The 26,932-nt window shown below is 72.0% G+C and carries 29 protein-coding genes; 10 read left to right on the forward strand and 19 right to left on the reverse strand.

The features are described from left to right. Positions 1–8: 8 nt before the first annotated feature. Both ABZW30_RS21990 and ABZW30_RS21995 read left to right on the forward strand, forming a co-directional pair. A complete protein-coding gene (locus tag ABZW30_RS21990) occupies positions 9–1,316 on the forward strand; it encodes an RNA polymerase sigma factor (protein ID WP_355672914.1) in 1,308 nt (435 codons plus the stop codon). A 335-nt stretch (positions 1,317–1,651) separates the two neighbouring features. Further along, positions 1,652–3,049: a pyridoxal-dependent decarboxylase gene (locus ABZW30_RS21995; RefSeq protein ID WP_355672836.1), complete on the forward strand. Its 1,398-nt coding sequence runs from the start codon at positions 1,652–1,654 to the stop codon at positions 3,047–3,049. Positions 3,050–3,177: 128 nt separating this feature from the next. On the opposite strand, the gene ABZW30_RS22000 is transcribed toward ABZW30_RS21995, so the two are convergent. Beyond that, positions 3,178–3,303, reverse strand: a complete 126-nt coding sequence (locus ABZW30_RS22000) for a hypothetical protein (RefSeq protein ID WP_355672837.1) — start codon at positions 3,301–3,303, stop codon at positions 3,178–3,180. A gap of 148 nt (positions 3,304–3,451) precedes the next feature. Here ABZW30_RS22000 and ABZW30_RS22005 point away from each other — a divergent pair, with 148 nt between their 5' ends. Continuing rightward, positions 3,452–3,880: a PPOX class F420-dependent oxidoreductase gene (locus ABZW30_RS22005; protein ID WP_355672838.1), complete on the forward strand. Its 429-nt coding sequence runs from the start codon at positions 3,452–3,454 to the stop codon at positions 3,878–3,880. 81 nt (positions 3,881–3,961) lie between these two features. On the opposite strand, the gene ABZW30_RS22010 is transcribed toward ABZW30_RS22005, so the two are convergent. The 3 genes from ABZW30_RS22010 to ABZW30_RS22020 form a co-directional block, all read right to left on the reverse strand. After that, on the reverse strand, positions 3,962–4,753 hold the full coding sequence (locus ABZW30_RS22010) for a putative protein N(5)-glutamine methyltransferase (RefSeq protein ID WP_355672839.1): 792 nt from the start codon (positions 4,751–4,753) through the stop codon (positions 3,962–3,964). A 270-nt stretch (positions 4,754–5,023) separates the two neighbouring features. After that, positions 5,024–7,078, reverse strand: coding sequence for an NAD-dependent DNA ligase LigA (gene ligA, locus ABZW30_RS22015; RefSeq protein WP_355672840.1), 2,055 nt, complete (start codon positions 7,076–7,078; stop codon positions 5,024–5,026). A 740-nt stretch (positions 7,079–7,818) separates the two neighbouring features. After that, positions 7,819–8,541, reverse strand: a complete 723-nt coding sequence (locus tag ABZW30_RS22020; protein ID WP_355672841.1) for a ScbR family autoregulator-binding transcription factor — start codon at positions 8,539–8,541, stop codon at positions 7,819–7,821. A 382-nt stretch (positions 8,542–8,923) separates the two neighbouring features. Between ABZW30_RS22020 and ABZW30_RS22025 the strand changes: the two genes are divergently transcribed. Continuing rightward, a complete protein-coding gene (locus ABZW30_RS22025) occupies positions 8,924–9,337 on the forward strand; it encodes a metalloregulator ArsR/SmtB family transcription factor (protein WP_355672842.1) in 414 nt (137 codons plus the stop codon). Continuing rightward, on the forward strand, positions 9,334–9,822 hold the full coding sequence (locus ABZW30_RS22030; RefSeq protein ID WP_355672843.1) for an SRPBCC family protein: 489 nt from the start codon (positions 9,334–9,336) through the stop codon (positions 9,820–9,822). The genes ABZW30_RS22025 and ABZW30_RS22030 overlap by 4 nt, the downstream gene beginning before the upstream one ends. 30 nt (positions 9,823–9,852) lie before the next feature. Here the strand turns inward: ABZW30_RS22030 and ABZW30_RS22035 are convergent, their stop codons facing one another. After that, entirely contained in the window at positions 9,853–10,257 is a 405-nt protein-coding gene (locus tag ABZW30_RS22035) for a RidA family protein (protein WP_355672844.1), read from the reverse strand. A 289-nt stretch (positions 10,258–10,546) separates the two neighbouring features. On the opposite strand from ABZW30_RS22035, the gene ABZW30_RS22040 reads away from it, so the two are divergent. Continuing rightward, positions 10,547–11,161: a C40 family peptidase gene (locus ABZW30_RS22040; RefSeq protein WP_355672845.1), complete on the forward strand. Its 615-nt coding sequence runs from the start codon at positions 10,547–10,549 to the stop codon at positions 11,159–11,161. 2 nt (positions 11,162–11,163) lie between these two features. Here the strand turns inward: ABZW30_RS22040 and ABZW30_RS22045 are convergent, their stop codons facing one another. Then, complete coding sequence (locus ABZW30_RS22045) at positions 11,164–11,640, reverse strand: MarR family winged helix-turn-helix transcriptional regulator (RefSeq protein WP_355672846.1); 477 nt, start codon at positions 11,638–11,640, stop codon at positions 11,164–11,166. Positions 11,641–11,720: 80 nt separating this feature from the next. Here ABZW30_RS22045 and ABZW30_RS22050 point away from each other — a divergent pair, with 80 nt between their 5' ends. Together ABZW30_RS22050 and ABZW30_RS22055 are read left to right on the forward strand one after the other, a co-directional pair. Then, a complete protein-coding gene (locus ABZW30_RS22050; RefSeq protein WP_355672847.1) occupies positions 11,721–12,131 on the forward strand; it encodes a VOC family protein in 411 nt (136 codons plus the stop codon). 48 nt (positions 12,132–12,179) lie between these two features. Next, positions 12,180–12,422: a hypothetical protein gene (locus tag ABZW30_RS22055; RefSeq protein ID WP_355672848.1), complete on the forward strand. Its 243-nt coding sequence runs from the start codon at positions 12,180–12,182 to the stop codon at positions 12,420–12,422. A gap of 60 nt (positions 12,423–12,482) precedes the next feature. On the opposite strand, the gene ABZW30_RS22060 is transcribed toward ABZW30_RS22055, so the two are convergent. The 5 genes from ABZW30_RS22060 to ABZW30_RS22080 all read right to left on the reverse strand — a co-directional run bounded on the left by ABZW30_RS22060 (position 12,483) and on the right by ABZW30_RS22080 (position 17,807). Further along, entirely contained in the window at positions 12,483–13,025 is a 543-nt protein-coding gene (locus ABZW30_RS22060; protein WP_355672849.1) for a hypothetical protein, read from the reverse strand. A gap of 129 nt (positions 13,026–13,154) precedes the next feature. Next, positions 13,155–14,384 (reverse strand): threonine--tRNA ligase, encoded by a 1,230-nt coding sequence (gene thrS / locus ABZW30_RS22065; protein WP_355672915.1) that lies wholly within the window; start codon positions 14,382–14,384, stop codon positions 13,155–13,157. A 287-nt stretch (positions 14,385–14,671) separates the two neighbouring features. Then, positions 14,672–15,448, reverse strand: a complete 777-nt coding sequence (locus ABZW30_RS22070; protein WP_355672850.1) for a leucine-rich repeat domain-containing protein — start codon at positions 15,446–15,448, stop codon at positions 14,672–14,674. A 492-nt stretch (positions 15,449–15,940) separates the two neighbouring features. Next, positions 15,941–17,167 carry a serine hydrolase domain-containing protein gene (locus ABZW30_RS22075; protein WP_355672851.1) on the reverse strand — a complete coding sequence of 409 codons (1,227 nt, stop codon included), beginning with the start codon at positions 17,165–17,167 and terminating at the stop codon, positions 15,941–15,943. Positions 17,168–17,333: 166 nt separating this feature from the next. Beyond that, complete coding sequence (locus ABZW30_RS22080) at positions 17,334–17,807, reverse strand: carboxymuconolactone decarboxylase family protein (protein ID WP_355672916.1); 474 nt, start codon at positions 17,805–17,807, stop codon at positions 17,334–17,336. 120 nt (positions 17,808–17,927) lie between these two features. Between ABZW30_RS22080 and ABZW30_RS22085 the strand changes: the two genes are divergently transcribed. Then, positions 17,928–18,881, forward strand: coding sequence for a pirin family protein (locus tag ABZW30_RS22085; RefSeq protein WP_355672852.1), 954 nt, complete (start codon positions 17,928–17,930; stop codon positions 18,879–18,881). A 562-nt stretch (positions 18,882–19,443) separates the two neighbouring features. Here ABZW30_RS22085 and ABZW30_RS22090 read toward each other — a convergent pair. Genes ABZW30_RS22090 through ABZW30_RS22100 form a run of 3 tightly spaced genes read right to left on the reverse strand, consistent with a single transcriptional unit; the run spans position 19,444 to position 21,442 of the window. Next, complete coding sequence (locus tag ABZW30_RS22090) at positions 19,444–19,749, reverse strand: hypothetical protein (RefSeq protein WP_355672853.1); 306 nt, start codon at positions 19,747–19,749, stop codon at positions 19,444–19,446. Further along, positions 19,746–20,246 (reverse strand): hypothetical protein, encoded by a 501-nt coding sequence (locus ABZW30_RS22095; protein ID WP_355672854.1) that lies wholly within the window; start codon positions 20,244–20,246, stop codon positions 19,746–19,748. The genes ABZW30_RS22090 and ABZW30_RS22095 overlap by 4 nt, the downstream gene beginning before the upstream one ends. 2 nt (positions 20,247–20,248) lie before the next feature. Beyond that, positions 20,249–21,442, reverse strand: a complete 1,194-nt coding sequence (locus tag ABZW30_RS22100; protein ID WP_355672855.1) for a molybdopterin-dependent oxidoreductase — start codon at positions 21,440–21,442, stop codon at positions 20,249–20,251. A 454-nt stretch (positions 21,443–21,896) separates the two neighbouring features. Between ABZW30_RS22100 and ABZW30_RS22105 the strand changes: the two genes are divergently transcribed. Beyond that, positions 21,897–22,124: a hypothetical protein gene (locus ABZW30_RS22105; RefSeq protein WP_355672856.1), complete on the forward strand. Its 228-nt coding sequence runs from the start codon at positions 21,897–21,899 to the stop codon at positions 22,122–22,124. A 177-nt stretch (positions 22,125–22,301) separates the two neighbouring features. Here ABZW30_RS22105 and ABZW30_RS22110 read toward each other — a convergent pair whose 3' ends face one another. The 5 genes from ABZW30_RS22110 to dpgA form a co-directional block, all read right to left on the reverse strand. Next, positions 22,302–22,817, reverse strand: coding sequence for a class I SAM-dependent methyltransferase (locus tag ABZW30_RS22110; protein WP_355672857.1), 516 nt, complete (start codon positions 22,815–22,817; stop codon positions 22,302–22,304). A 139-nt stretch (positions 22,818–22,956) separates the two neighbouring features. Then, positions 22,957–23,760 carry an enoyl-CoA-hydratase DpgD gene (gene dpgD / locus ABZW30_RS22115; RefSeq protein WP_355672858.1) on the reverse strand — a complete coding sequence of 268 codons (804 nt, stop codon included), beginning with the start codon at positions 23,758–23,760 and terminating at the stop codon, positions 22,957–22,959. After that, a complete protein-coding gene (gene dpgC, locus ABZW30_RS22120; RefSeq protein WP_355672859.1) occupies positions 23,757–25,073 on the reverse strand; it encodes a (3,5-dihydroxyphenyl)acetyl-CoA 1,2-dioxygenase DpgC in 1,317 nt (438 codons plus the stop codon). The genes dpgD and dpgC overlap by 4 nt, the downstream gene beginning before the upstream one ends. Then, positions 25,070–25,762, reverse strand: a complete 693-nt coding sequence (gene dpgB, locus ABZW30_RS22125) for an enoyl-CoA-hydratase DpgB (RefSeq protein ID WP_355672860.1) — start codon at positions 25,760–25,762, stop codon at positions 25,070–25,072. The genes dpgC and dpgB overlap by 4 nt, the downstream gene beginning before the upstream one ends. Next, positions 25,759–26,808 (reverse strand): 3,5-dihydroxyphenylacetyl-CoA synthase DpgA, encoded by a 1,050-nt coding sequence (gene dpgA / locus ABZW30_RS22130; protein ID WP_355672917.1) that lies wholly within the window; start codon positions 26,806–26,808, stop codon positions 25,759–25,761. The genes dpgB and dpgA overlap by 4 nt, the downstream gene beginning before the upstream one ends. Between the last annotated feature and the right edge of the window lie 124 nt (positions 26,809–26,932).

The raw sequence follows: 26,932 nt of genomic DNA on the forward strand, positions 1-26,932 counted from the left end.
TCGATTTGATGCAGGACCCCCGGGTGGGCCCGCCGAGCCCCGCGGGGGCGGGGGGGCCCGTCGAGGCCGTCTGGCGGATCGAGTCCGCGCGGATCGTCGGCGCGCTGGCCCGCTACACCGGGGACTTCACGCTCGCCGAGGACGTCGCCCAGGAGGCGCTGGCGGAGGCCCTCGTCACCTGGTCGCGGGACGGCGCGCCGGCCAGCCCGGTGGGCTGGCTGCTGGCGACCGCGCGGCGGCGGGCCATCGACGCCTTCCGCCGCAGGTCGGCGCTCGACGAGCGGTACGCCATGCTCGCCGGTCAACTGGCCGACGGCGAGTTCAGCGCGGGCGCGGCGGCCGCGCCCGACCGCCGGCCGGACGACCTGCCGTGGGATCCCGACCGGGTCGACGACGACGTCCTTGCGCTCATGTTCACCGCCTGCCACCCGGTGCTCTCCCCCGAGGCCCGGGTGGCGCTCACCCTGCGTGTGGTGGGCGGCCTGTCCAGCGAGGAGATCGCCCGGGCCTTCCTCGTGCCCGTGTCGACCGTCCAGGCCCGGATCACCCGGGCGAAGAAGACGATCGCCGCCGCCCGGGTGCCCTTCGAGCTGCCGCCGCCCGAGGAACGGCGCGGGCGGCTCGGGGGTGTCCTGAGCGCCCTGTACGTGATCTTCACGGAGGGCTCGACGGCGACGACCGGCGACCACCTGCTGCGCCCCGATCTGGCGTACGAGGCCGTGCGGCTGGCCCGGATGCTGGCCGCCCTGCTGCCCGCCGAGCCGGAGGTGCACGGCCAGTTGGCGCTCTTCGAGCTCACCGCCACACGCTTCCCGGCCCGCACCGGGCCGGACGGGGAGGCGGTGCTCCTGGAGGACCAGGACCGTCGCCTGTGGGACCGGTCGGCGATCCGGCGCGGTCTGGCCGCGCTCGGCCGGGCCTCGACGCTCGGGCGGGGCCTGGGACCGTACGGTCTGCAGGCCGCGATCGCCGCCTGCCACGCGACGGCGCTCTCGGTGCGGGAGACCGACTGGGAACGGGTCGTGCTCCTCTACGAGGCGCTCGGCCGGGTGGCCCCGTCACCCGTCGTCGAGCTCAACCGGGCCGTGGCCGTCGCGATGGCCGGAGGACCGCAGGAGGCGCTGTCCATGGTCGACGACCTGGTCGCCTCCGGCCGTCTGTCGGGCTCGCACCTGCTCCCGAGCGTGCGCGGCGAACTGCTGACCCGACTCGGCCGCACCACCGAGGCCCGGGCCGAGCTGGAACTCGCCGCCCGGCTCTGCCGCAACGCCCCCGAGCGGTCGGTGCTGCTGCGCAAGGCAGCCGCACTGGACTGACGGCCGCCCACCTGGTGTGGCTTCGGATCTGCTCGCCTCCCCTTGCTCCACCTGCGCGATCGCGAAGACCAGGGACGCGCGCACCACCGGCACGGTCCCCACGCCCACCCGCTCCCGGAAGGCGGCGCCGATCTCCGTGGCCCGGCCCGACGCGGTCGCCGGCGCGTGGCCGGCCCCGGCACGGACCTCGGGGCACGGGTCGTGCAGGACCGGGATCCACCGACGGCCGGCGGCAGATCTCCCGACCTCCCAGGCCACCGGCATCGGATTGGCCCGCCACACCACAGCCCCCGCGCACTACCCTCGGGCTGACAATCGATCAACGGAGAAGCCCCATGCACCCCGAACTCGCCGCCGACCTCGAACTGTTGCCCGCCCTCCTGGAGGAGACCCGGCAGCGGGCTGTCGCGTTCCTCGCCGGCCTCGACGACCGCCCGGTGATCCCGCGGCAGGCGAACCAGCCGACCTCGGCGGAGCCGCTGCACGAGGACGCCGACGGTCTGCGGGCGGCGTTGGCGGAGTTCGGCGAGCGCTGGCAACCGCGGTTGTCGGCCAGCGCCGGGCCGCGCTACTTCGGGTTCGTGACGGGCGGCGCGACCCCGGCCGCGCTGGCGGGCGACTGGCTGACCTCCGCCGCCGACCAGAACTCCAACTCCTCGCTGGACCCGGCCGGTCAGCACCTGGAGCGGGAGACGGTCGGCTGGCTGCGCGAGCTGTTCGGCCTCTCCCCCGCGCACAGCGGCACCTTCGTCAGCGGCGCGACCATGTCCAACACCGTCGGCCTGGCGATCGCCCGGGAGTGGCTGGGCGAGCGGCTCGGCGTGGACGTGGCCGAGGACGGGGTCGCCGCGCTGGGCCGGGTCAGGGTGCTGTCGGGCAGCGCGCACTCCAGCGTGTCCAAGGCGCTGAGCGTTCTCGGCCTGGGCCGCCGGGCGCTGACCGCCGTGGCCACGCTGCCGGACCGGGAGGCCGTGGACGTGGCCGCGCTGGAGCGGGCGCTCGCCGAGGCCGACGGCCCGTGCATCGTGGTGGCCAACGCGGGCACGGTGAACACCGTCGACTTCGACGACCTGCGCGCGATCGCCGAGCTCCGTGAACGGTACGGGTTCTGGCTGCACGTGGACGCCGCGTTCGGCGCCTTCGCCGCCCTCTCCCCCGAGCACGCCGAGCTGACGGCCGGGCTGGACCTCGCCGACTCGGTCTGCATCGACCTGCACAAGTGGCTCAACGTGCCCTACGACAGCGCCGCGCAGTTCACCCGCCGCCGCGACCTGCAGGCGAGGGTCTTCCAGAACGCCGCCGCCTACCTCGGCCCGATCGGCGAGCACCCCGACCTGGTCCACCTCACGCCCGAGAACTCGCACCGACTGCGCGCCCTCGCCGCCTGGTTCACCCTGCGCGCCTACGGCCGGGCCGGCCACCGGGAGATCGTGGAGCGCTGCATCACCGGCGCCCGCGCGCTCGGCGAGGCGGTGGAGGCGATCGACGGCCTGCGCCTGCTGGCCCCGGTCCGCCTCAACGTCGTCTGCTTCACCCTGGCCGCCGACCCCACCCCCGAGCGGCTCGCCGCCCTCGCCACCGAACTCTCCGGCGAGGCCTTCCTCACCCCCACCCGCTACGCCGGAGTGCCAGCCCTGCGCGCGGCCTTCAGCAGCTGGCGCACCACCGAGGAGGACGTGAACCGCACCGCGGCCGCGCTCGCCGAGGCCGTCCGCAAGCTGGAGACCAGCTGACCTGCAAGGGGCTCCACTTGAAGCGGGAGGCCACCGCGTCCAGCGGGGGGTGTATCCCAGCAGGTGCTTCCATCACGCGACACAAGAGTAGTGTGACGCAGCGTCAACACGCTGACAGGAAGGGAGGCTTACGGGTGCGCCCCGCACTTGCAGCGCTGGTCGTCGGAGAACTCCAGGAGTTCCTTGGGCTGGTGGGAGGCGGCCATCGGACGGTGCTCTCTCGGCTCGAACAGCACTCGGTGACGAATCGTCACTCCTTGTCGCCTCTCGACCCCAGCCCGCTACGGCCGCCGCCATCGACGGATCCCGCGGATCCCCACCGTACGCTCCGGGGATACCCACAGCGCAACACGCCTGCCGCGCCTTGACCTTCACACCGGTGTGAAGCCCGATGATGCTGCCATGACCGCCACCGCTTACGACCCGCACGCGCTTCTCGCGCAGAGCCGCCTGGGCATCCTCGCCACCATCAAGGCCGACGGCCGGCCCCAGCTCTCCCCCGTCATGCCTTACTACGACCGCGAGGCGAACGCCATCCTGGTCTCCACCCGGGAAGGGCTGGCCAAGACCGCCAACCTGCGGCGGGACCCGCGGGTGAGCCTGGAGGTGACCGGATCGGACGGCCGTTCCTGGGTCACCGCCGAGGGCGTCGCCACCCTCACCGGGCCGGGCACCGACCCGCACGGACCCGAGGTCGAGGCGCTGGTCGACTACTACCGCCGGGCGGCCGGGGAGCACCCCGACTGGGCGGAGTACCGCGAGGCGATGGTCTCCGACCGCCGGGTGCTGCTCACCATCCCGGTCGACCACGTGTACGGGACCAGGATCTGAGGACGCGGGATCGAAGGAGCGAGTTCCGACCACCCGTCCCGGCCACCGTCGCGGGGATGCGGTGGCCGGGACCTTCGTCGTTCACGACCGGGTCGCGATGACCACCGTGGCGTCCAGCTCCTCCTCCCGGCTCGCCGCCGCTCTCAGGGCCGCCGCCCGCGCCACGGCCAGCGCGCCCGCCGCCTGCCTCTCACTGGTCTCGAACAGCAGTGACCCGCCCGCCGCCAGCCAGCCCGGCGCCTCGGCGGCCACCCGGCGCAGTACGTCCAACCCGTCCAACCCGCCGTCCAGCGCGGGCCGGGCCTCGTGTAGCCGGGCCTCCGGCGGCAGCAGCTCGATGTCCCCGGTCGGTACGTACGGCACGTTGGCGATCAGCACCTCCACCCGCCCGCGCAGCGCGTCGGGCAGGGCGGCGAACAGGTCACCCTCGAAGACCAGGGCGCCCGTTCCGGCCAGGTTGCGGCGGGCGCAGCGGACGGCCGCCGGGTCCAGATCGGCCGCGTACAGCCCGACCGGGTGCCCGGCGGTGGCCGCGACGGCGGCGCCGAGTGCGCCGCTGCCGCAGCACAGGTCGACCACCAGCGCGCCGGGGCGGGCGAGTCGGGCGGCAGCGGCGGCCAGGAACTCGCTGCGCCGGCGCGGGACGAAGACGCCCGGATCGACGGCGATCCGCAGTCCGGCGAACTCGGCCCAGCCGACGACGTGTTCGAGCGGCCGCCCCTCGGCGCGGGCGCGGACCATGGCGGCCAGCTCGGCGGGTGTGTCGGCGGCGGTGAGCAGGATCCGCGCCTCGTCCTCGGCGAACACGCAACCGGCGGCGCGCAGCCGGGAGACGACCGAGGAACGGAGAGCGGCGGAGGAGAAGACCGGCAAAGGAAACCCCTTGGGCAGGACGGGAGGAGAACGGAGGACTCCGTCAGGGCTCCCACCAGGGCCGACGCCGCGTCGACGCTCCCGCGCTACGCGCGCGGGGCGCCCGCACGGCCGCGCTCCGGGAGCACCCGCTCGGACATACCGGTAATGGGTCTCACCTCCTGCATCGCGGTCGTATTCGGCGTCGGTCACCCTACCGCACCGGCGCCGTCGGTGATCAAGCCGTTTTCCCCGGCCCGCCCTCGCCCGCCCCGGCCCGCCCGGAGCCGCTCAGGCCAGGAAGTCGGCCACCAGTGCCGCGAACTCCTCCGGGGTGGTGATCGGCACGCCGAGCTCCTCCGCCTTGGCCCGCTTGGAGCCCGCCTTCTCGCCCGCGACCAACAGGGTGGTGCGCTTGGACACCGAGGAGGAGGCCTTGCCGCCCGCCCGCTCGATCAGCTCGTTCATCGCGTTGCGGGAGAGTTCGGCCAGGGCGCCGGTCATGCTGCCGGTGACCACGACGCTCTGGCCCGCCAGCGGGCCCGCCGCCTCGCCCTCGGCCGTAGCGTTGACAGCCGAAGCGGCTGCGGCCGGCTCGGTCACCTCGGTGCCCACGCCCTGCGCCTCCAGCCGGTCCAACAGCGGTGCCACGTCGACGAGTTCGGCCAGGATCACGGCCGCCTTCTCCACGCCGATGCCGTCCACCGCCGCCAGCGCCTCGGCGTCGGCGGCGCGGATCGCGACCATGCTGCCGAAGTGGGCGGCGATCCGGCGGGACATGGTCCGACCGGTGCCGCGGATGCCGAGGGCGCAGAACACCCGGTTCAGCGGACGGGTGCGGGCGGTCTCGATGGCCGCGAGCAGGTTGTCCGCACTGGTGTCGCCCATCCGCTCCAGGGTGAGCAGTTGCTCCCGGGTGAGGGTGAACAGGTCGGCGAGGTCGGCGACCAGCCCGGCCTCGACCAGCTGGACGGCCCGGGTGCCGCCGAGGCCCTCGATGTCGAGCTGGTCCCGCCCGGCCGCGTAGATCACCGAGGCGACGGCCTGGCAGCCACGCCCGCGCACGCAACGCCAGCGCTGCTCGGAGGTGTCGATGGCGTCGCCGCAGCGCGGGCAGACCTCGGGGAAGGCGATCGGCTGCTCGGCGCCGGTGCGCTCGTCGACCAGCGGCGCCTCCACCCGGGGGATGACGTCGCCGGCGCGGTAGACGAACACCTGGTCCCCGATCATCAGGCCGCGGCGCTCGATGTCGGCAGGATTGTGCAGGGTCGCGTAGGTGACGGTGACTCCGTCGATCACCACCGGTTCGAGCACCGCCCGGGGCGCGATGATCCCGGTGCGCCCGACGTTCCACTCCACCCCGAGCAGCCGGGTCACCTTGTGCTGGGCCTGCAGCTTGCGGGCCACCGCCCAGCGGGGCGCGCGGGAGCCGGAGCCGGCCTCCTCCTGGTCGGCCACCGCGTCCGCCTTGACCACCACGCCGTCGATCCCGAAGGGCAGCGCGGCGCGCAGGGCGGCGATCTCCTCGATCCGCCGCTCCGCCTCGGCGAGCGTGGCGCAGCGGCGTGGGGCGGCCTCGGTGCTGGCGGCGGTGTTGGCGCCGAGCCGGGCCAGATGTTCCAGAAGCGCGGCGTGGTCGAGCCCGGGCAGGCCGAGGGCGTCGTAGGCGAAGAAGGCGAGCTCGACCCGGTACGGACGGTCCTTGGCGCGCAGGGTGCCGGCGGCGCCGCTGCGCGGGTGGGCGAAGGGAGTGGCGCCGTGGGCCGTGCGGACGGTGTTGGCCTGCTCGAACTGCTCGTGGGTGAGCAGCACCTCGCCGCGCAGTTCGACGTCGAGCGGCTCGGCGAGCCGGGCGGGCAGGCCGAGCACGGTGTCGGCGGCGTGACTGATGTCCTCCCCCTCCAGGCCGTCGCCCCGGGTGAGCAGCTGGGTGAGCCGACCGGCCCGGTAGCGGGCGGCGACGGCCAGGCCGTCCAACTTGGGCTCGACGCACCAGGCGGCGACCGGGCGGCCGAGCCGGCGCTCCAGCCCGGCGGCCCAGGACTCCAGCTCCTCGGCCGAGAACACGTTGTCGAGCGAGAGCATCGGCGCGCTGTGCGGGACGTCGCCGACGGCCGCGCCACCGGCCACCTTGCCGGTGGGCGTCTCGGGCAGCACCTGGTCCGGGCGCTCTCCCTCGTACGCCTCGATGGCCCGCACCAGGGCGTCGTATTCGTCATCCCCGAGCGGGGTGGAGCCGTCTGCGTAGTACGCGGCGGCGGCACGCACGGCGGTGGCGACGGCGTCGGCGTAGGCCTCCGGGGAGGCGAGGGCTGCGGGGGAGGCCTTGGTGGCTGCGTCCTTCATACCGACATCATGGCGAGCCGCACTGACATTCGACCTTCCGCATGCCAGTGTCACCCTTGTCGCAGCGCACGTCAGACCGGCCGCGGGGTCTGCGGCCCGGCCCGGTACGCGGCGGAGGCGCACTGCGGGACGAGGCAGGGCGGCAGCCAGTCCCCCAGGGTGCCGACCCGGGGGCGCGTTCATCGGTGGGGCAGCCGTCGGCGAAGACGACCTCCGGGCCGCAGGCCGTCGTCACCACCAGGCCGTCAGCCGCGGCGCCGCACGCAGGGTCAACAGTCCCAGCACCTGCCGGAGCTGGGCGCCGACGGCACCACCGATACCGCGTGGACCCGGAGGTCCAGCGCCCCCGAGCACCCGAATCTCCACGATGGGCCCTCATCACACGCAACGCCGCAGGTCGATCCGCCGCGGTCGGCGTCCGCGGCGACACCCCTGGAACAACCGGCACAGAGCAAAAACAGGACGCGCGGTTTGTCCAGCAAAACCGAACACGCTGTTTGTTTCCATGAGATGGACCACCGGCAGGAGAGGGGCCGCAGTGCCGGTGCCCTTCGCGGTGCGGTCGGCATGTGCGCAGTCACCCCCGGGCGTGCGCGAAGGCGGCGCCGGATTCCCGTCGATCCCGCGCCGCCGTCACATCGGCCGCGCCGCCACCGCGACCGACACAGACAGGAAGATCCGTCAACTCCGGTCGGGACAGCGCGACTTCGCCCGGCGCCGGATCGCTCATGCCGTTCCCGTCAGCTCATGCCGATTCCGTTCGCGACCGCGTCGGCGGCCCCGACCCGAGGCTCCGTCAGCCCCTCGCCGGCCTCCACCGCCGCGCGGGCCGCCGCGACCTCGGCGACCACCCGGGCGCCGCGGTCCGACCCCATCTGCAGCGAGCCGAGCACACCGGGCACCGCGACGCTCGGCATCAGGTGCTGGAACAGCCCGGACACCCGCTGCTCCAGGTCGGCGCGCCCTGAGAGCTTCTGCGACTGGATCTGGACACCCGTCCAGGCCGCGATGACCAGCCACGCGGTGTCGGCCGGGACAACGTGCGGGAGCAGCTCGCCGCGCTCGCCGGCCGCGGTCAGCAGCGCCTCCATCCGGCTTATCCAGCCGGGGATCGCACCGCCGCCGAGTTCGTCGAAGACGTCCTGGCCGAGTGAGAGCCGGGCACCAGCGCTGAGCAGCGGATTGCGTGGCATCAGATGCGCGACGACCATCCCGGTGTCCACGAACTCCTGGAGCTTGCAGCTGCGTTCCGGCACGCCGTCCTGGACGAACTGTTCCTCCACGACGCCTTGCGCGAGATCCCGCTTCGAGGCGAAGTGGAAATACACCGCACCCCGCGTCACCCCCGCCCGGGAGACCACCTCCCCGATGGTGGCGCCCTCGTAGCCGAAGTCGTCGAAGACCGACGCCGCGGCCTCCAGGATCAGCCGACGCGTCCGAAGCGCCCGCTCCTGCCGCACCACCGCAACCACCCCGCCCTGAGCTCCCGCAAAACAAAACCAAACACCCCGTATCTTAGCTACGGGTGATCTGCAGGCTGCACGACGATGACGGGAAATCGACTCAATCTCCCCCACTTCCCCCATCCACCCCCTCACTCCTCCCCCACGGGCCGTCAGATCCCCACCGGGCAAACGGAAGCGGTGCCACCCCGTCGACCGACGACGAACCCTCCCTTCGCGCCCCATTGCCACAAGGAAACGGAACGATCGGCCCCTTTCGATCGACCACCAGCCACCGAGAATCCAACCCGCATCCCCTTCCGCAACCAAGAGGTTGAATACGCCGGGGCGTCGGGGTACCGTTTTTCTCAACCAATCGGTTGAGAATGAACAGAGGTGTGCGGTGGCCGTCGACCAGCTCTCCCGGGCGTTCGTCGCCCTGGCCGATCCGACCCGGCGCGACATCGTCGCCCGCCTGTCGGTCCGGGACGCCACGGTCGGTGAACTGGCGGAGTCCTACGCGATGTCCATGCAGGCCGTCTCCAAGCACCTCAAGGTGCTGGAGGAGGCCGGACTGGTCAGCCGCAGCCGGGACGCCCAGCGCCGGCCGTGCCACCTGGAACCGCAGGCGCTCGACTTGATGACGAGCTGGATCGAGCGCTACCGCCGCCGGGCCGAGGAACGTTTCAGCCGCCTGGACGCCGTCCTCGCGGCCATGGACGACACCGACGCCGACACCACCCCCGCCAGCCCCGGCACCAAGGCCGACGAACCCCGCCCCACCTGGGCCGAGAAGAACGAAGGCGCCCCGTCATGACCTCCACCACCGGCCACGAGACCCGGATCGAAGCGGACCCGACGCTGCCCACCATCCGGATCGTCCGCGAGTTCAACGCCCCGCAGGAGCGGGTCTTCCGGGCCTGGATCGAGCCCCACCTGGTCTCCCGGTGGCTCGGCCCCCAGGACCTCGACATGAAGATCGACACCTGGGAGGCACGCACCGGCGGCCACTACCGCTACTCGATGCACCGCGAGGGCCAGGAGGTCGCCGCCTTCTACGGCTCCTTCCACGAAGTCCGGCCGGCCACCAGGCTCGTTCAGACCTTCACCTTCGAGGGCGTGCCGGACGGCGTCTCGTTGGACACCGCCGTCTTCGAACCCGCGGGTGAGGGCCGCACCCGCGTCACCGTACTGTCGGTGGTCGACAACCTGGTGGCCCGGGACGCCATCCTGGCCAGCGGCATGGAGCGCGGCGTGGTCGAGGGCTACCGGAAACTGGACGCCCTGCTCGCCGCTTCCTGAACCCGAGCACCCCGGAGGCACGTCACGGCGTCACGGCAGCACGGCCACCGCCTCCACCTCCACCAGCTGGTCGTCGTAGCCGAGCACCGAGACGCCGAGCAGCGTACTGGGGGCATCGTGCTCCCCCATGTACTCCCGGTACACGTTCCACACGTTGACCAGGTCCGCCTGATCACCGGAGGCCACGTAGACGGTGGTCCGCGCGATGTCGGCGAGCCCCGCGCCCATGTCCTCCAGCACGGTTATCAGATTGCGCATCACCTGGTGGGCCTGACCCTCGTGATCACCGACGGCGACCGTGCGCCCCTCCTCGTCCAGCGGGCAGGCCCCTGCGAGCCAGAGCGAGCGGGCCGGGGCGTCGACCACCGCCGCGTAGGCGTAGTCGACGGCCGGCGTCAGGCGTGTGTTGCGGACCAACTTGACGGCGCTGTTCACGAGGTCCTCCGATGGTCTTGGCCGAACGTTCGCGCTCATCGTTGGCCCCTCACGAACGAGGGTCAAACGGATTTTCGGCGAACTCCCAGCCGCGCCAAGGCCAGTGTTCCCACGATTCACCGTTGCGGGTGATGGCGCGCGGGCCCGCCGGACCGCGATCCTGGTGCCCGTCCGGGTGCCCGCCCGAAACGAGCACCGCCGCGCCCGACCGTACCCGCTCACGTGGCCCCACCCGGACGCCCGCACGGACGCCCACGCCAACACCGCAGCAGCCCCGGGGAGTCGACCGATGGAGTCCCAACCGCCCAGCCGCGACCAGGCCTTCGGAGTCGGACGGCGCCGGATGCTCGGCCTCGCCCTCGGGGCCGGCCTCGTCCCCGCCCTCACTCCGGCTGCCCAAGCGGCCGCCCACGCCGCGCCCCCGGCCGCCACCGCCGCCCTCGGCCGACGGGTCGCCGCCGTGGCCGAGGCCCAGATCGGCATCCCGTACGCCTGGGGCGGCGGCGACCGGCTGGGCCCCGGCCTCGGCTTCTGCGACGACGAGAACGGCTACCTCAACGGCAAGTGCCTGGGCGAGACCACGGTCGGCTTCGACTGCAGCGGCCTGTCGCTCTACTGCTGGTACCGGGCCAGCCAGGGCACCGTCGAACTCGGGCACTACACCGTCGCCCAGTTCCACCTCAGCGCCCCGGTCGAGCGCGACGGCCTGGCCCCCGGCGACCTGCTGTTCTTCTCCCGCCCCGACGCGCCACTGCACCACGTCGGCATCTACGCGGGCGACGGCGCCATGATCCACGCCGAACGCACCGGCACGCTGATCGCCCGGGTCGAGAAGGTGCTCGACATCCCGCGCTGGGCGGGCGAGTTCGCCGGCGCCCGCCGCCCCGGACCGCCGAGCGCCTGAGCTCACACGGCGCCGCGCCCCTCCTCCATCCCGTGGTGCACCCGAAGCAGCAGCTCCTGCAGCACCTGTCGCTCCCCCGCGTCCAGCGGCGCCAGCACCTCGTCCTGCACCGCCCTCGCCTGCGCCTCCAACTCGGCCAGCAGCGCCCGCCCGGCCGCGGTGACCGACACCGACACCCGCCGCCGGTCCCGCTGGTCCCGGGCGCGTTCGACGTACCCGGCCGCGCCGAGCTGGTCGGCGACCTTCGCCAGGTCGCTCGGGTCGACGCCCAGCCGCTGTACCAGGTCCCGCTGCGCCTGCGGCCCGAAGTCGGCGAGCGCGGCCAGCACCGCCAAGTCCCAGAGCCGCAGATCGCGTTCGGCCAGCCGCTCGGCGAGTCGGCCACGCGCGGACCGGCCGATCCGGGCGAGCAGGAAGGTGCTCAGGTCCAGCAGGGTCGGAGGTAGCCCGTCGGACGGGGCGGGGGTCTCGGAGGCCATGGCGGCATTCTAGGTCTTTCCCTATAGTGGGCGTAGACCCACTAATTGACCGACCGGTTCCGATCCCAGGAGTTCCAGCCGTGGACGCCCTGTACCCCCGCCTGCTCGTCACCCGCTTCGCCGAGTGCTTCGGCTTCTACCGCGCGGTCCTCCCCGCGCTCACCGGCGCCACCCTCATCAAGGGCACGCCCGAAGGCCCGTACGCCAACTGGGACGTCGAGGACCAGGCCGTTCTGGTGCTCTACGACCGCTCCGCGATGGCCACCACCCTCGGCACCGCCGACCTGCCAGCCCACCCCGCCGCCCCCGCCCAGGACTCCGCGATGCTGGTCCTCCGGGTGGACGACGTGGACAAGGCGCTCGCCCTCTGCCTCGACCACGGCGGCACCCTCGCCGCCCCGGCCACCGACCGCCCGGAATGGGGACCGAACCTGCGCAGCGCCCACCTGCGCGACCCGGAGGGCCACCTGATCGAGCTACAGTCCTACTGACCGCCCGTTCCTGAACCCCCGGGGCCCGTCGAGCACTGGCTGCCGAACGTGGTGCAGGGCAACGGCCACGACGACCGCCGGATCACCATCCACCAACTGCTCCAGCACACCATCGGCAGCACCGCCGAGAGCAGGCGAAGCACGGTGGTCCCCGCGCCCGAGGCACGCGGCGACGGCCCGCAGCACGTACTCGGCCAGAGGAACGCGGCGGGCACCTTGATCGACCACGCCCTGCGCGCCGGAGGCCCCAACACCCCGTGGGCGGCGCCGTCGTCGTGGCACGGGCCCTGAACACCGGGGCCCTGACCGCCGGGAGCCGGGCCGCCCCCCGGCGGTCAGTGGCCGACCCGCTCAGCCGTGGAAGACCCGCGACTCTCGCACTGCGTCGTTGAAGTCCGGTCCGGGGTAGCCGGCCGGCAGGCCCGGCGCCTCCTCCTTGCCGAGCGTCGACCGGAGGTGGACGGTGTTGCAGTTGCTGTAGCCCCTCATCGAGGACACGCTCAGCGCGACGTCGAAGTAGCCGACCAGGCGGTACCCGGTGGCGTCGCAGCCGCCGGCGTCCCCGTAGAAGGAGTAGATGACGTCGCCGCCGTAGTCGACGTCCTTGTACTCCTCCAGCAGCAGCGTACGGTCGGCCAGCTGCTCCGCCGCACGGCTCCGGCCGTCGGCCAGGGCGAGCACGTCGGCGGTGGTGGCCGCCGAACAGGCCCGGCCGAGCACCGGGGAGGCGCCCTCGGGCTCGGACAAACGCCCGAGGACGGCAGCGCAGTACCGGCCGTCCGGTACGGGCAGCGGGCGGAGCTCGGCCGGGCCGGCCGGGGCGGCGGCCACCGCCCCGGCGAGCGTGACGCAGGCGGTGAGCAGGGGTGCGACGAACCTGCGCGGACTGCGCATGGGTACCTCCGGAACCGTGGGTACAGCGGTGGCCGCGGACTCGGCCGCCGCGCCCATTCGACGGGCGGCCGAAACCCCCGGCCTCGCCGACACACCGCGCACCGCACTAGTCGTACGTATGCCGCCGGTTCACCGGGCGGGCTCGTCCTCCCACAGTTCGGCGCGGCACCCGGCCACCAGCGCGCCGATCCGCGCCCAGGCCTCCTCGGCCGCCATCGGTTCCAGTCGGCGGCCGTCCCGCAGCCGTAGCGCGACCCGGTCGTCCACGGCCTCCTTCGCCCCGATCACCGCCTGGTAGGGCACGAGCCTGGCCTCGCGGATCCGGGCGCCGAGGGTGCCGTGCTCGGGCCCGGCGACCTCGGCGCGCAGTCCGAGGTCCAGACAGCGCTGGCGCAGCCGTTCGGCCTGCGGGACCTCGGCGTCGGAGATCGGCAGCAGCACGACCTGGGCCGGCGCGAGCCAGGCCGGGAACGCCCCGCCGTACAGCTCGATCAGGTGGGCGACCACCCGTTCGACGCTGCCGATGACACTGCGGTGCACCATCACCGGGCGGTGCTTGGCGCCGTCCGGGCCGATGTAGTGCAGGTTGAAGCGCTCGGGCTGGTGGAAGTCGATCTGGACGGTGGAGAGGGTGAACTCGCGCCCGGCGCCGTCGGCGATCTGTACGTCGATCTTCGGCCCGTAGAACGCGGCCTCGCCCTCCACCGCCTCGAACGGCACCCCGGAGCGTTCCAGCACATCGGTCAGCAGCGCGATGGCACGCTCCCAAAGCGCGGGGTCCGCAACGTACTTGTTGCCCGCACCGGGCAGCGAGAGCCGGTAGCGGACCGGCACGATGCCGAGCGCGCGGTGCGCCTCGCGGATCAACTCCAGTGCGGCGACGGCCTCGTCGGCGGCCTGCTCGGGGGTGCAGAAGACGTGCGCGTCGTTCAGCTGGATCGCCCGGACCCTGGTCAGCCCGCCGAGCACGCCGGACAGCTCGGAGCGGTACATGCCGCCCAACTCTGCCATCCGCAGCGGGAGTTCCCGGTAGCTGTGGGATCGGGAGCGGAAGATCAGCGCATGGTGCGGACAGAGGCTCGGCCGCAGCACCATCTCCTCCGAGCCGAGTTCCATGGGTGGGAACATGTCCTCGCGGTAGTGGTCCCAGTGACCGGAGATCTCGTACAGCTCCCGCTTGCCGAGCACCGGCGAGTACACGTGGCGGTAGCCGGCCCGGCGCTCGCGGCCGCGGATGAACTCCTCCAGGGTGTGCCGGATCGCGGCGCCGCCGGGCAGCCAGTACGGCAGGCCGGAGCCCATCAGCGGGTCGGTGTCGAACAGGTCGAGCTCGCGGCCGAGCTTGCGGTGGTCGTGCATCGGCTGGTCGTGCATCGACTGGTCCTGCGGGGGCTGGTTGTTCATGAGGGTGGTCTCCACTCTGGTTCCGCGGGCGAGTGGATCCGGAAACGACGAAGCCCCGGGGCACTCGCCCCGGGGCTTCGGACTAGGTCAGCAGTCAGCGCGCCGGGACTCTTTCCGGCGTCGTCGTGACGAGTGCAGCGCGCTTCATGTCGCCCACGGTAGCAGGTCTTCGGCACTCTTGTTGATCTTTTCCCGGCCGCACCTTTGCGGCCGCACGCTCTCCGGCCGCATCGGAACCGGGCTCAGAGCAGCACGACGCACCCGCGCGCAGCGAGCGCCTCCAGCAGCCGGTCCGACGGCCGCACCCCGTTCCACCGCAGGTCGAGCTTCTCCAGCGCGGGAAGCGCGTCCGGATCGGCCAGCCAGTCGGGCAGTTCGGCGATCCGGTTTCCACGCAGGTCCACCCGGCGCAGCAGCGGAAGGCCGGCCAGCACGGCCGGGAACTCGGTGAAGGCGTTCTCCCGGAGCTCCAGCTCGCGCAGCTCGGCGAGTCGGGCGACGGCCTCCGGCAGGGAGGTCAACTCATTGCCACACAGCCAGAGTTCGCGCAGCGCGCCGAGGTCGCCGATCGACTCCGGCAGATCGGTGAGCCGGTTCCGCTGCGCGCGCAGCTCCACCAGGCCGGCCATCTCCCCGATGGTGGACGGCAGTTCGGTGAGCCGGTTCTCGCCGACGTTGAGGTAGCGCAGCGCGGTGAGTCGCCCGAGCGCCTCGGGCAGCGCGGTCAGGGCGTTGTCGTGCAGGTACAGGAAGTCCCGGAGCCCGGTCAGGTCGCCCAGCTCATCAGGCACCCCGGTGAGTTGGTTGTGCCCGAGGTCAAGGGTCCGCAGCCGGGTCAACCGGCTGATGCTGGGCGGGAGTTCGGAGATCCCGGTCTCGGCGAGGATGAGCACGGTCAGCTCGGTGCGGTCCCACACCTCCGCCGGCACCTCGCCGAGCGGCTGCTTCCAGAGATTGAGCGTCGTCTCTGTCACGTCTGTCATATCCGTCATGCCCGTCACGTCCGGCTCATCTGTCATGCCTGCCATTCTCCGCCGGTCCGCCGGCCCTCCCCCGTCGCGGTCGGCACACACCGCACCACGGCCCGGGCCGGCGTCCGGCCGTCGCCGGCCGGTTGGAGCCGGACGAGTTCCACGGCAGCCGCAGCGAACTCCCCGGTGGCCGGGACAGGCAGCAGGAGGATCTGCAGGTGATAGTCGCAGGCGCCGCCATCCGGGACCTCCACCCGGTAGTCCGTCGCCCTGGGCCCGACCAGGTTGCCGTACCCCGTCAGCTCCGCCGTCTCCGGCGCGACCTGCTTCAGGAACCCGGTTCGGCGACCGTTCGCCCTGGTGACCCGCAGTGCGCGTCGCGCCCGCGTGCCCGGCGAGGAGTCGGTCGGCCAACCGGAGCCACCGGCCGTAGGCCGCCACACCGAGCGGCGTCAGCCGGCCGAGCGCGGCGCGGGCCTCCGCCTTCGTCGCCGGCAGCGCCGCTCGGTGTGAGGACGGGCGTCGGGGACCAGCCCTGCGTCAGCCGAGCTTCAGCTGCGCATTGCCCGCGCCTTGCCGGTTGCCGCAGAAGGCCTCCTCCAGGACGCCGCCCTCCGCCGTGAGCTGCGCGCCTTGCTGCGCCTGGCCGCCCCGGGTGGTGACGGACATCGCGACCTGCCGCCCGCCGGAGCTCCACAGCTGCGAGCTGTAGCCGGGCACCCCACCGTCGTGCCCGTAGACCGGTCCGCAGGACAGCTGCAGCCGGGCCAGCCCCAGTCCGTAATCCAGGCGCGTGGGTTGGCCGTTGACCTCCACCGGAATGGTCGTCCTCATCTCCCGCATCAGCTCCTCCGACAGCAACCGGCCGCCCAGCAGCGCCTTCTCGAAGCGGTTCAGGTCGTCCAGGGTGGATATCAGCTCGCCCGCCGAGTTCGCCCAGGACACGCTGGCCACCGTCACGTCCCGGTCGCTGCGGTCCTGCGGGCCGGGGCCCTCGACCAGGGTCAGGTAGCCGTGGGCGTGCGGGCCCCGGATGTCGGTGGCCGTGCCGGGGAAGTACGTTCCGTTCATCCCCAGCGGCCGCAGGATGCGGGCGGTTGTCTCCTGGGCGTAGCCGCGCCCCGTCACCCGCTCGATGAGCATGCCGAGCAGGGTGTAGTTGACGTTGGAGTAGGCGAACTTCTCCCCCGGCGGGAAGTTGGGCGCGTGCGCCACCGAGGCGGCCACCACCTGCGCCGGGGTGATCGTGCGGGTCATCCCGCCCTGGTCGAGCCAGTTCCGGACGGCGTCGGGGTCCGTCGAGTCGGGGAACAGCCCGCCCTTCTCATTGGTCGGGTCCCACAGGCCCGAGCTGTGGTTGAGCAGCTGACGGACGGTGATGTGCTCTCCGTTCGGGACCGTCCCGGGCAGGTAGCGCTCGATCGGATCGTCCAGGCCGACCCGTCCCTCCCCCACCAACTGGAGCACGGTGGTGGAGGTGAACATCTTGGTGATGCTGCCGGCGCGGAAGCGCCCGTCCGTCCGTACGGGTGCGCCGGTGGTCAGGTCGGCGACGCCGGTGCCCGCGCGCCAGGCCCCGTTCTCGTCCCTGACCTGGGCGATCGCCGCGACCGCGCCGGCCGTGGTCACCGCCTCCAGCGCCTCCGCCCGGCGGCCCGCCGATTCCTTGACCACGTCGTTCGGTTCGACGGCAGCCGCCGAGGCGACCGGTGCGGCCAACGCCAGACAGACCGTCGCCACCAGAACGGAAACCCCACGACGAGCCATGCGACCCCCTTCGTCCGCAGCGGGCCCCCGCCCGCCTCTGACGCCCCAGCTTCGTCGCCGCCCTGATACTCCGTCATCCTCCACCCGGAGGAATCGGTCGTACGCCCATCAAAGGAGGGCGTACGTCGACCGGGGGAGGCCGCCCGAGTAGGCCGGCCCCCGGCCCCTAACGCCCCGGTGCCGGACGGACCGGGTGCTTGCTCATGATCGACACCCGATTGAAGGAGTTGATCGCGATCGCGACCCAGATCACCGCCGAGATCTCCTCCTCGGTCAGCGTCTCGCGCGCGACCCCGTACGCGGCCTCCTGCAGGGCCGCGTCCGACGGGGTCGTGGTCGCCTCGGCCAGTGCCAGCGCGGCGCGCTCCCGGGCGCTGAACACCTCGGTGTCCCGCCAGGCCGGGAGCACGCCCAGCCGCTGGGAAGTCTCGCCCTCACGCAGCGCTGCCCGGGTGTGCACGTGCAGGCAGTAGGCACAGCCGTTGATCTGCGACACCCGCAGGTTGACCAGCTCCACCAGCCGCCGGTCCAGCCCGGCCTCCGCCGCGACCTCCCGCGCCGCCTCGGCGGCCGCGAGCTGGGCCCGATAGGCCTTGGGGCTCTGCTTGTCGATGAAGACCCGCTGCTCCGCCGGGACCATCGTCACGTCACTCACCTGAACTCCTCCACCGACTCACTGTTGCTCGCCACTCTGCCATGAGATAATAGTTGAATCTAGAACTACATGGCAGCATTTTCCACCCTGGGAGGGACCACCACCGTGAGCACCGCCGAGATCGAGCCGCGCCCCGCCGCACAACCGCAGGACCCGCAGGTGGAGGTCCTGTCCGCCCGCGACGTCCCGCTCGGCGGCCCCCGCGCGATGACCGTACGCCGCACCCTGCCGCACCGCGCGCGGCGGCTGATCGGAGCCTGGTGCTTCGTCGACCACTACGGTCCCGACGACGTCGCCCGCACCGGCGGAATGGACGTCGCCCCGCACCCCCACACCGGCCTGCAGACGGTGAGCTGGCTGTTCACCGGCGAGATCGAGCACCGCGACAGCCTCGGCGTCCACGCCTTCGTCCGCCCGGGCGAGCTGAACCTGATGACCTCCGGCCACGGCATCTGCCACTCCGAGGTCTCCACCCCCGCCACCACCGTCCTGCACGGCGTCCAACTCTGGGTCGCCCTGCCCGACGAACACCGCCACACCGCCCGCGACTTCCACCACCACATCCCCCAGCCGGTCCCCCTGGACGGCGGCGAGGCCCGCGTCTTCCTCGGCACCCTGGCCGGCGACACCTCCCCCGTCCCGACCTTCACCCCCCTCCTCGGCGCCGAACTCACCCTCCGCTCGAACGCCACCGTCACCCTCGCCGTCGACCCCGCCTTCGAACACGGCCTCCTCGTCGACCGCGGCCAAGTCCGCCTCGCCGAAACCCTGTTGGACTCCGCCGACCTCGGCTACCTCGCCCCCGGCCCCACCACCCTGACCCTCACCAACACCACCGACACGGAGGCCCGCCTCATCCTCCTCGGCGGCACGCCCTTCGAGGAGCAGATCATCATGTGGTGGAACTTCATCGGGCGGTCTCAGGAGGACATTACCCAAGCCCGCGAGGACTGGATGAACTTCGGCCGCTTCGGCGAGGTCCAGGGCTACCCGGGCGACCGCCTGCCCGCTCCCGAGCTCCCCAACACCCCGCTGAAATCGCGCGGTCGAGTGCGCTGACCTGCTCGTTCATCCGGTGTGGAACAGCCGCGCGACGGGCTGCGATCCCCACCCTCACGGCGACCTCCCGACCTCGGTCCGGCCTGCGCGGGCCTCATCCCGCGCAGGCCGGCACCTCACAGGCTCCAACCTCCGGTGGCCATGTCCGGCCGGACCAATGCTGACTCAATGCTGACTTTACTGACAGCCAGTCAGCCACCCTCGCCCCCGAAGCGCCGGCCAGGATGATGCCCGGCACTGTTGCACGTGCAGACACCTGTCGGCAGCCGACGCGCGGCTTCCGGTAATGACCATCGAAGCCGACCTGGGCAACCAGTGGGGGCCCGCCCGGTGAGCGGTGAACTGGCTCACCTCGTCGACGAAGGAGACCAACCCACCTGACCCGCGCGGCCGGCACTGCGAGACGTTGGTCTCAGTGACCGGTATCCCGGTGCAGCGGCACCCGCACTTCCGTCTGGGGTATCCGATCGTCACGGCGTGGGCGGCGGATGGTCACAAGCCAGTGTTGAAGGTCGCGGATGATCTCCTTCCACTGCCACGAGCCGGGAGTGCCCCAGCCTTCTCACCGATCGAGTGCCAGACGGACAGCTCGCTCAGCCGTGATGCCAAGGCTTCGTTGGCGATCGCGCTGTTGGCACTGCGGTCCGGATCGAGTTTCCGGGCAACCGATCAGACCCGGAGCTACGTCACCGGGCACATCCTCCTGGTCGACGGCGGCCACGGTGGGCTGCGCATACCACTGATGCACCGGCATCCGGATCCGGCGCCCGTCCGTCAGCCGCAGGTACACCGGTCCGTGGCCGCTGCGCAGGACGTGCGCGTAGGGGTCTGCGCCCACGTGGGACGGCGCTTCCTCGTCGGTCGTCACGGTGCGTCGTTACCTGGTGCGGCTCGTTCCTCGTCCACTCGGGCGGTCCGCCGGACGCGGCGGAGCTTGAGAGCGAAGGCGATCGCTGCCGCGCCGAACAGCACGGCGGTGATCGCCAGCCATCGGCCGAGGTAGACGTCTTCCGGCAGCCGCGTGTCGCCCTGGTAGGGGATCGACAGATTGAGGATCAGGGGAAACCACACGAGCAGCAGGACACCGGACAGGAAGGCGGGCACGCGCAGGTAGTTGATCCACGGCACCGCAGGGGTGTGTTCCGGGCGGTGGCGCAGCACGGACTGGGCCGAGAGGTCGGCGAGTGAGTACAGGGGCAGCAGGATCAGGTCGTGGCCGATGGCCGCGCCGACGAACCAGATCGCCACGCCGAGCGGGCGCTCGGTGAACAGGCGCACCAGGGCGTAGCCGGTGAGGGCGAACGAGGCGATCAGGACGAGGAGGTGCAGGGGTCCGGAGCCGTACCAGCGGATGAGGCGTGCCATGGTCAGGTCCTGAAGGTGAGTCGGTGCACCCATTTGGTGTTGTTCACGCCGGGGTTGGCCGGGACGATGATGCGGGCCGGGTAGCCGTGGTCGAGTGAGAGGTCCACGCCGTTGACGTGCAGGGCGAGCAGTGATCGGGGGTCGTGGATCTGGTTGCCCCGCAGTACCACCGAGCTGTAGGGGCCGGGTGGTTGGACGGATTCCACCAGGACGCTTGCGGCGGCCGGCAGGCCCGCCAGAGCAGCCAGGTCGGCCAGCCGCAGGCCGCTCCAGTACTGGTCGGGGGTGGACCATCCCTCGACGCAGGCGATCGGCAGTGCGGCGGCTTGCTGGGGCATCGCGAGGAGTTGCTCGCGGGTGAAGAAGAGCGTCGGTCCGGGGCCGTGGACCTCCAGCCGCCAGTCCGGGCCGACATGCGCCGGGTTGACGCCGACGGACGCCGCCGTCTTGTTGATCTGGAAGCCGTTCGGGCCGCTGCCCGGTTCGCGGTTGTGCGGCGCGAGCAGGGCCGTGCCGCGCAGCCGGCCGCCGATGCTCTGTCCGGCGGTTACCACGAGAAGCAGCAGGGAGCCCGCCCCCACCATGCCCACCGCTCCGCGGCGGGTCATCGTCGGCGGCGCTGGGGCGGTCGGCACCAGGCCGTCGGGGTCGGGTGGCTCGGGCCGGGTGTGGGCGAGATCGGTGCGCAGTTCGGCCGCCAGGCCCCGGGAGCGCAGGGCGCGGATCATCCGGCCGAGTTTGAGGGATACGTGGACGACGAAGGCGGCGATGAACACCCAGGCGCCGTAGAAGTGGAGGGTGTAAAAGGAGCCGGGGAAGACGTAGTACAGCTGGATGTTGAGGATGCCGGTGACGAACTCAAAAACCACCCCGCCCACCAGCGCCAGCAGCGACAACCGTTCCAGCGCGTGGGCGGCGCTGCGAGCCGGCGGCCACTCGAACAGCTTCGGGATCACCGACCACAGCTTGGCCAGCACCACCGGCACCAGGACCACGCCGAGCGTCACGTGCACGCCCTGGGTCAGCCGGTACAGCCAGTACGGATGTGTGGGCCAGTCGAAGAGGTAGAAACCCAGCACGCCCTTGTCCGGGGTCTGGTCGTTGAGTACGCCGAGGCCGGGGTTGTAGGCGGCGTAGGACAGTGCGCCGGTCACGAAGAGCAGCGGAATACCGATCAGCAGCACCAGACCGAACACCGAGGTCAGCCACGGCCCGCGGATCGGGCTACGCCAGAAACCGGGGCGGAACGGCCCCGGGGGCGGAGGAATCTGCTCGACCCGCCGCACCAGGGCCCGGCCACGGGCGGCCCCCTTGGCAGCCCGCGCCGCCGCGGCAGCGCGAACGCGTTCGAAGCGCCCCCGCGCCTTCCCCTCCCCCGATCCCGGTCGCTGCGGCCCGCCGGAGCCCGGGGCCGGCGGCCGTCCGCCACTGTCCATCGGCTGCCTCCACTGTCCCCGGGCCGACTCTCAGACGGTGGGTCGAACCCCGTCGTGCCGTTCGTGCCTGTCAAGTCGTCAGCTACAAACTGGCACAGACCGAGTCAGCTTTCCGCCTCCAGCGTGCAGGCGGGTGTCCGTCGCCAGCCGAACGGGCGAACCGGCACTCCGCACGACTCGGCGGATCCCCGCACGGTGGCCTCACGCCGGTGGAGTGCGACGCCTCAGCGCACGGCGCAGCGCCCCCACCCGGCCCGGCCGCACCCCACTGACCAGGCAGGTGTTCTGGTTCGCCGCGATCGGCGTCGCCTCCGCGGCGGCCCAGGCCCTGCCGTACTGGGTTCTGCGTCACTGGCCGCCGCCCGTCCTGGCCAATTTCACCTCGCTTCTCGTCGTCACCGTCCTCAACACGGAGGCCAACCGCTGGCTGTCCTTTCACTGATCCGCGGTCCGGGCCCTCCAAGCGCATCTGGCCGCAGGTGGCCTGTTCGTCCTGGCGTACCCGGTCACCTCGGGCGCCGTCCTGCTCTTCGGAGGAATGTCGTCGACTGCTCCACTTGGCCGCGACACGCTACGGTCCTTTGACGTCCCGGCGCGGCCGTTCCCGCAGGGCTGTCGGCTACGGGCTGCCGATGGGGCTGCGGGTGCCCCATACCTCCACAAATACGCCCTGGTCAATGTGGTCGACTTCGAACCCGGCGTCGGCGACTGCGTCAGCGAACGCCTCGGCGTCCCACACCGTGTACCAGCGGCGTCCGTCGGGCTCATCGAGCCAGCCGGTGCGGCCGACGGACCTGACGCACGCGTACAGCTTGCCGCCGGGGCGCAGTAGCCTGGCGAACTGGCCGGGCACGTCCACAGTCTCTGACTCGCGAAGGTGCACGAGCGATGCGCAGGCCCAGATCCCGTCGACCGTTCCAGCAGCGAATTGAGATCCGATGTCGCGCAGGTCGCACTGTGAGGTGGGTGCGTGGGCATTGGCCATGGCGACGAACGCCGGGTTGAGGTCGACACCTCGGACGCTGTGACCGTGGGCGGTGAATCGCACAAGGTCGCGGCCAGGGCCGCAACCGGCGTCCAGGATCAGTGAGGGAGCCGGCAGCGAGTTGGCGAACCGCTCGACCTGGTCGGCCATCTTGGAGGCGTGGGTGACCGCGTAGTCGTCGGCGCGGTCGCTGTAGACCGCGACGGATGCAGCAGCTGAGTCGAACAGTGGATCCCCACTGCGGGTCGTGTCGGGTGAAGCGGACGACGGACCCCGCTCCGCGCTCGGCTCAGCGACCGGTCCAGACGGGGTCGCGCTTGTCCGCGAAGGCCCGGACTCCTTCGACCGCGTCGCTGCTGTGCCTGCGGCGTTCCTCCCAGTCGTACTCGGCGGTGAACGCCTGCTCAAGGGGCATGTCGACGGATTTCGTGGCGGCTTCCTTGATGGCCCGGACCGAGAGCGGGGCACTGCGGACCAGGTCGTCGGTCCACTGCTGGACGCAGGCGTCCAACCGGTCGGCCGGGACGACCTCGTTGACGAGCCCGTAGTGCATGGCTGTCGTGGCGCTCAGCCGACGGCCGGTGAGCAAGTAGCCCATGGCGATCTTCTCCGGCAGCTGCCTGGCCAGCCGGAAGGCGCCGCCCGCACCGGGCACGAGACCGAGCCGGGCCTCGGGCAGGGCGAAGACCGCCTGGTCCGAGGCGACGATCAGGTCGCAGGCCAGGGCGAGTTCGAAACCACCGCCCAGGGCGTGACCGTGGACCCGTGCGAGCACCGGTTTGGACAGCGTGAAGCGGTCGGTGAGCCGGGGCCAGCCCGGCTGCCCACGGCTGCCGAAGGTCGTCGGAGGGACGCCCTGCCGGTCGAGATGGGCCCGCTCCTTGAGGTCCTGGCCCACGGAGAAGGCGCGTTCACCCGCTCCGGTCAGCACGGCGACCCTGATGTCGTCGTCGGCCTCGACGTCGTCCCAGATCTCGGCGAGCTCCTCATGCATGCGCAGATCCATCGCGTTGAGCACCTCGGGGCGGTCGAGCGTGACGCGGGCGACGTGGTTCTCCTTCTCGTAACGCACCCGCTTGCGGTCGCTGGTCATACGGAGGCCCGCCCTTCGAATCGGCCGACCTTGTCGATCACGTCCTGGCTGTAGAGCCGCAGAGCCTGCTGGAGGGCGAACTCCGCCATGTACGCGCGGAACCCGTGCGGTGACTCCTCGGCGAGGTGCAGCATCCGCCGGTTGGCGAGCACGGCGTCCCCGTCGAGTCGCGCCAGGCTCCGCTCGATGGCGGCGTCCAGCTCGTCCGACTCCACGACCTCGTCGACCAGCAGCCGCGCCTCGGGTTCCTTCGCCCAGATCCGGCGGCCCTCAAGGATGAGCTGCCGGGACAGGCGCGGCCCGGCGAACCGGCCGAGCCGCAGGTTCGCTGCTCCCGGGATGATGCCCTCCTTCGCCGCGGGCAGGCTGAAGTAGGCATCGGAGGAGGCGAGTACGCGGTCGAAGACCAGCAGCAGCTGGGCTCCGCCGCCGATCGCGAAGCCGTCCACTGCGGCAACCCACGGTTTGTCGATCCGGGGTGAGTGCCACGATCCGGGTCGGCCGTCGTCGGTCAGCACGCCCCGGACGAGCTTGTGGATGTAGCCGAGTTCCCGGCGCAGCAGGAAGTCGACCAGTGAAATGCCGCCGGAGCTCAGGTACTTGAGGTTGATTCCGGCGCTGAACACCCGTTTGCCCCGGTAGCGGGGATGGCTCATCTCCCCGCCGCGCAGCAGCCCCACCCAGACGGCCGGATCGAGCAGGGCGAGGTCGACGGCGGTCTCCATGTCGTCGACCTGCTGGCCGTCCTCGGCGTTCAGGCAGTCGTCGCGGCACATGGTCAGCCGCGCCACTCCGTCCCGGCGTTCCAGGTGGACGGCTTCCATCTCCACCTCGCCGGTGCGCAGGAAGTCCGGAAGCAGCTCCAGGGCGCGCGTGGTCGGGCGGAGCATGGCGTCCAGCAGATGCGGGCCGGCGACGGGCGACCGGAGCACCGCTCGCAGGAAGATGCCCTGGTCGATCTCGTGGCCCTCCTTGGCGGCCTGGGGCAGGGACCGCTCCGCGGCGAGCTGCTGCCGGGTGGGGACCAGCCCGGGGAAGGCGGTGGCAGCGGCTTCGACGAGCTCCGCGAGCCGCAGGTGAATGCGGCGGTGCTCCGTGAGCCGGTCGTAGACGGCGTCGGCGTGGGTGTCCAGGAAGCGGACGCGCAGCGCACGGGCAGCGTCGTGGGCAGCGGCGATCCCGGCCCGCTGGGCGGGTGAGCGCGCGCCGGCCTCCGGAAGTGCGGCCAGCAGCTTCTCCACGTGCGCGGCGGCCTCGGTCAGAGCCGGCCAGACGCCGTCGGGATCCTCTCCGGGTGGCAGGCCGGTCGTCATAGCGGCCCCTCGGCTGCGTCCTCCCCGCGCAGGGCGCGGTCGCAGGCAGCCAGGTGGGCGCCGAGGGCGTCCTCGAAGCTCATCGTCGTGGCGTCGAACAGGAGCTGGCGTCGGATCGCCACCTCCTTGCCGGCCAGACCGGCGACCAGTTCCGCCGCGGCCTCCACCGCGGCCGCCGGATCGTCGGCCAGTTCGTCGACGATTCCCAGCCGCACCGCATCGGCAGCGCTGAGGGGCAGGCCGAACAGCACCGCCCGGCGGATCCTGCCGAGGCCGGCCTGCTGGACGAGCCGGTGGCCGGCCATCCCGGGCCAGGTGGCGGAGCCGTCTCGCGGGACCAACAGCCTGGTACCGGGGGCAGCCACGCGGATGTCGGTGGCCAGCAGCGCGTCCAGGGCCGACCCGCCGCAGTCACCCGAGGCCACCGCGACCGTGGCCATGGGGAGCCGTTCCAGCCGGCGCAGGACCCGTTCCCACTTGGTGACCAGCATGACGTCCAGCCCGCTGGTCCAGGCCCCCTCGGGGGCTCCGGCGACGTGCACCGTGACCATGCCGGCCCCGCCGTGGTAACGGGCCACGTCCTCGGCCCGGTCGCAGATGGCCGCGAGTGCCTTGACGGAGGCGGCCGACGGCGGCTCCGTCCCGTCGATCGTCAGGGTCAGCGCATCGTCCGCGCTCTGCGGCCTCACCACCGGACCAGCGCCGTTTCGATCGTCGAGCCCGGTCCCATGGTCACGAGCACTCCATACTCTCCCGGTCGTGCGATGCCCTCTTCGAGGAGCCGTTCGTACGAGAAAAGGAACGAACCGCTGGAGACATTGCCGTGGTCGCGCAGCACACCGATGGTGTGCCGGACATCGTGGCGAGTGAGTCCGAGGTTGACGACGACGGCGTCGATCACCTTCTTGCCGCCGGAGTGCACCACCCAGTGTCCGACGTCGCTGTAGCGCAGGCCCGTGCCCGACAGCAGGCGGTCGACGACGATCTCGGCGTGCGCGCCCACCACGTAGGGGATCTGCGGGTCCAGGAAGAAGCTGAACCTGTCCTGCGTGCGGTCCCAGTCGTAGCGCATGGCGTCGATCGCCTCGGGGATGATGCAGCTGGCGAACTTCAGAACGGCCGGGCCCTCGGAAGCGGCCGTCGTGGCGCCGCTGGGGTCCGCGAGCAGCGCGACGGCCGCCGCGCCGTCGCCGAACAGGCTGTTCACGACCGCGGTCCGCATCGTCGAGTCCATCGTGTACGCGGCCGAGCACGCCTCCGCGCACAGCACCACGGCGAGTTCCCCGGGATGGGCGGCGGACCAGCCCGCCACCACGTTGAGGGCGTTGAGTCCCGCGTTGCAGCCCATGCCGACGATGTCGCTGCGGCTGCAGTGGCGGTCGATGCCCAGTTCCCGTATCAGCAGCGCACTGAGTCCGGGGGTGAGGAAGCCGGTGGACGTCACGCAGCACAGGTGACGCAGATCCGAGAGTTCGGCACCGCAGCGCTTCAGACAGGCCTGCAGGGCCGCGGCACCCATCTCGACCGCCAGCTGCTTGTGCTTGTCGAGCAGGTCGCCCTGGGCCTCCGGGACGCGGCCGTCGTCGCTGTCCCCGGGCGGCAGGACGAGGTTGCGTCGCTCGATGGCGCTGTTGAGGAAGACGGAACGGACTTTGGGGTCGGTGATCCCGAAGGCGTCGAGCACTTCCTGCTGGGAGTAGGACGTACGGGTCACGGCCGTGCCCACGCCGACGATGCGGGGCCGTGGGAGAGTTGGGAAGGCGGGGTCCTGTGCGGACTGTACCTCCGTCTCCGGGACAGGGGTGTCGAGCACTACCGGATGGTCGACGTTGACGGTCACCGGAACGTCCACCCCCACA

Source organism: Kitasatospora sp. NPDC004669 (genome assembly GCF_040609455.1).
Lineage (GTDB): Bacteria > Actinomycetota > Actinomycetes > Streptomycetales > Streptomycetaceae > Kitasatospora.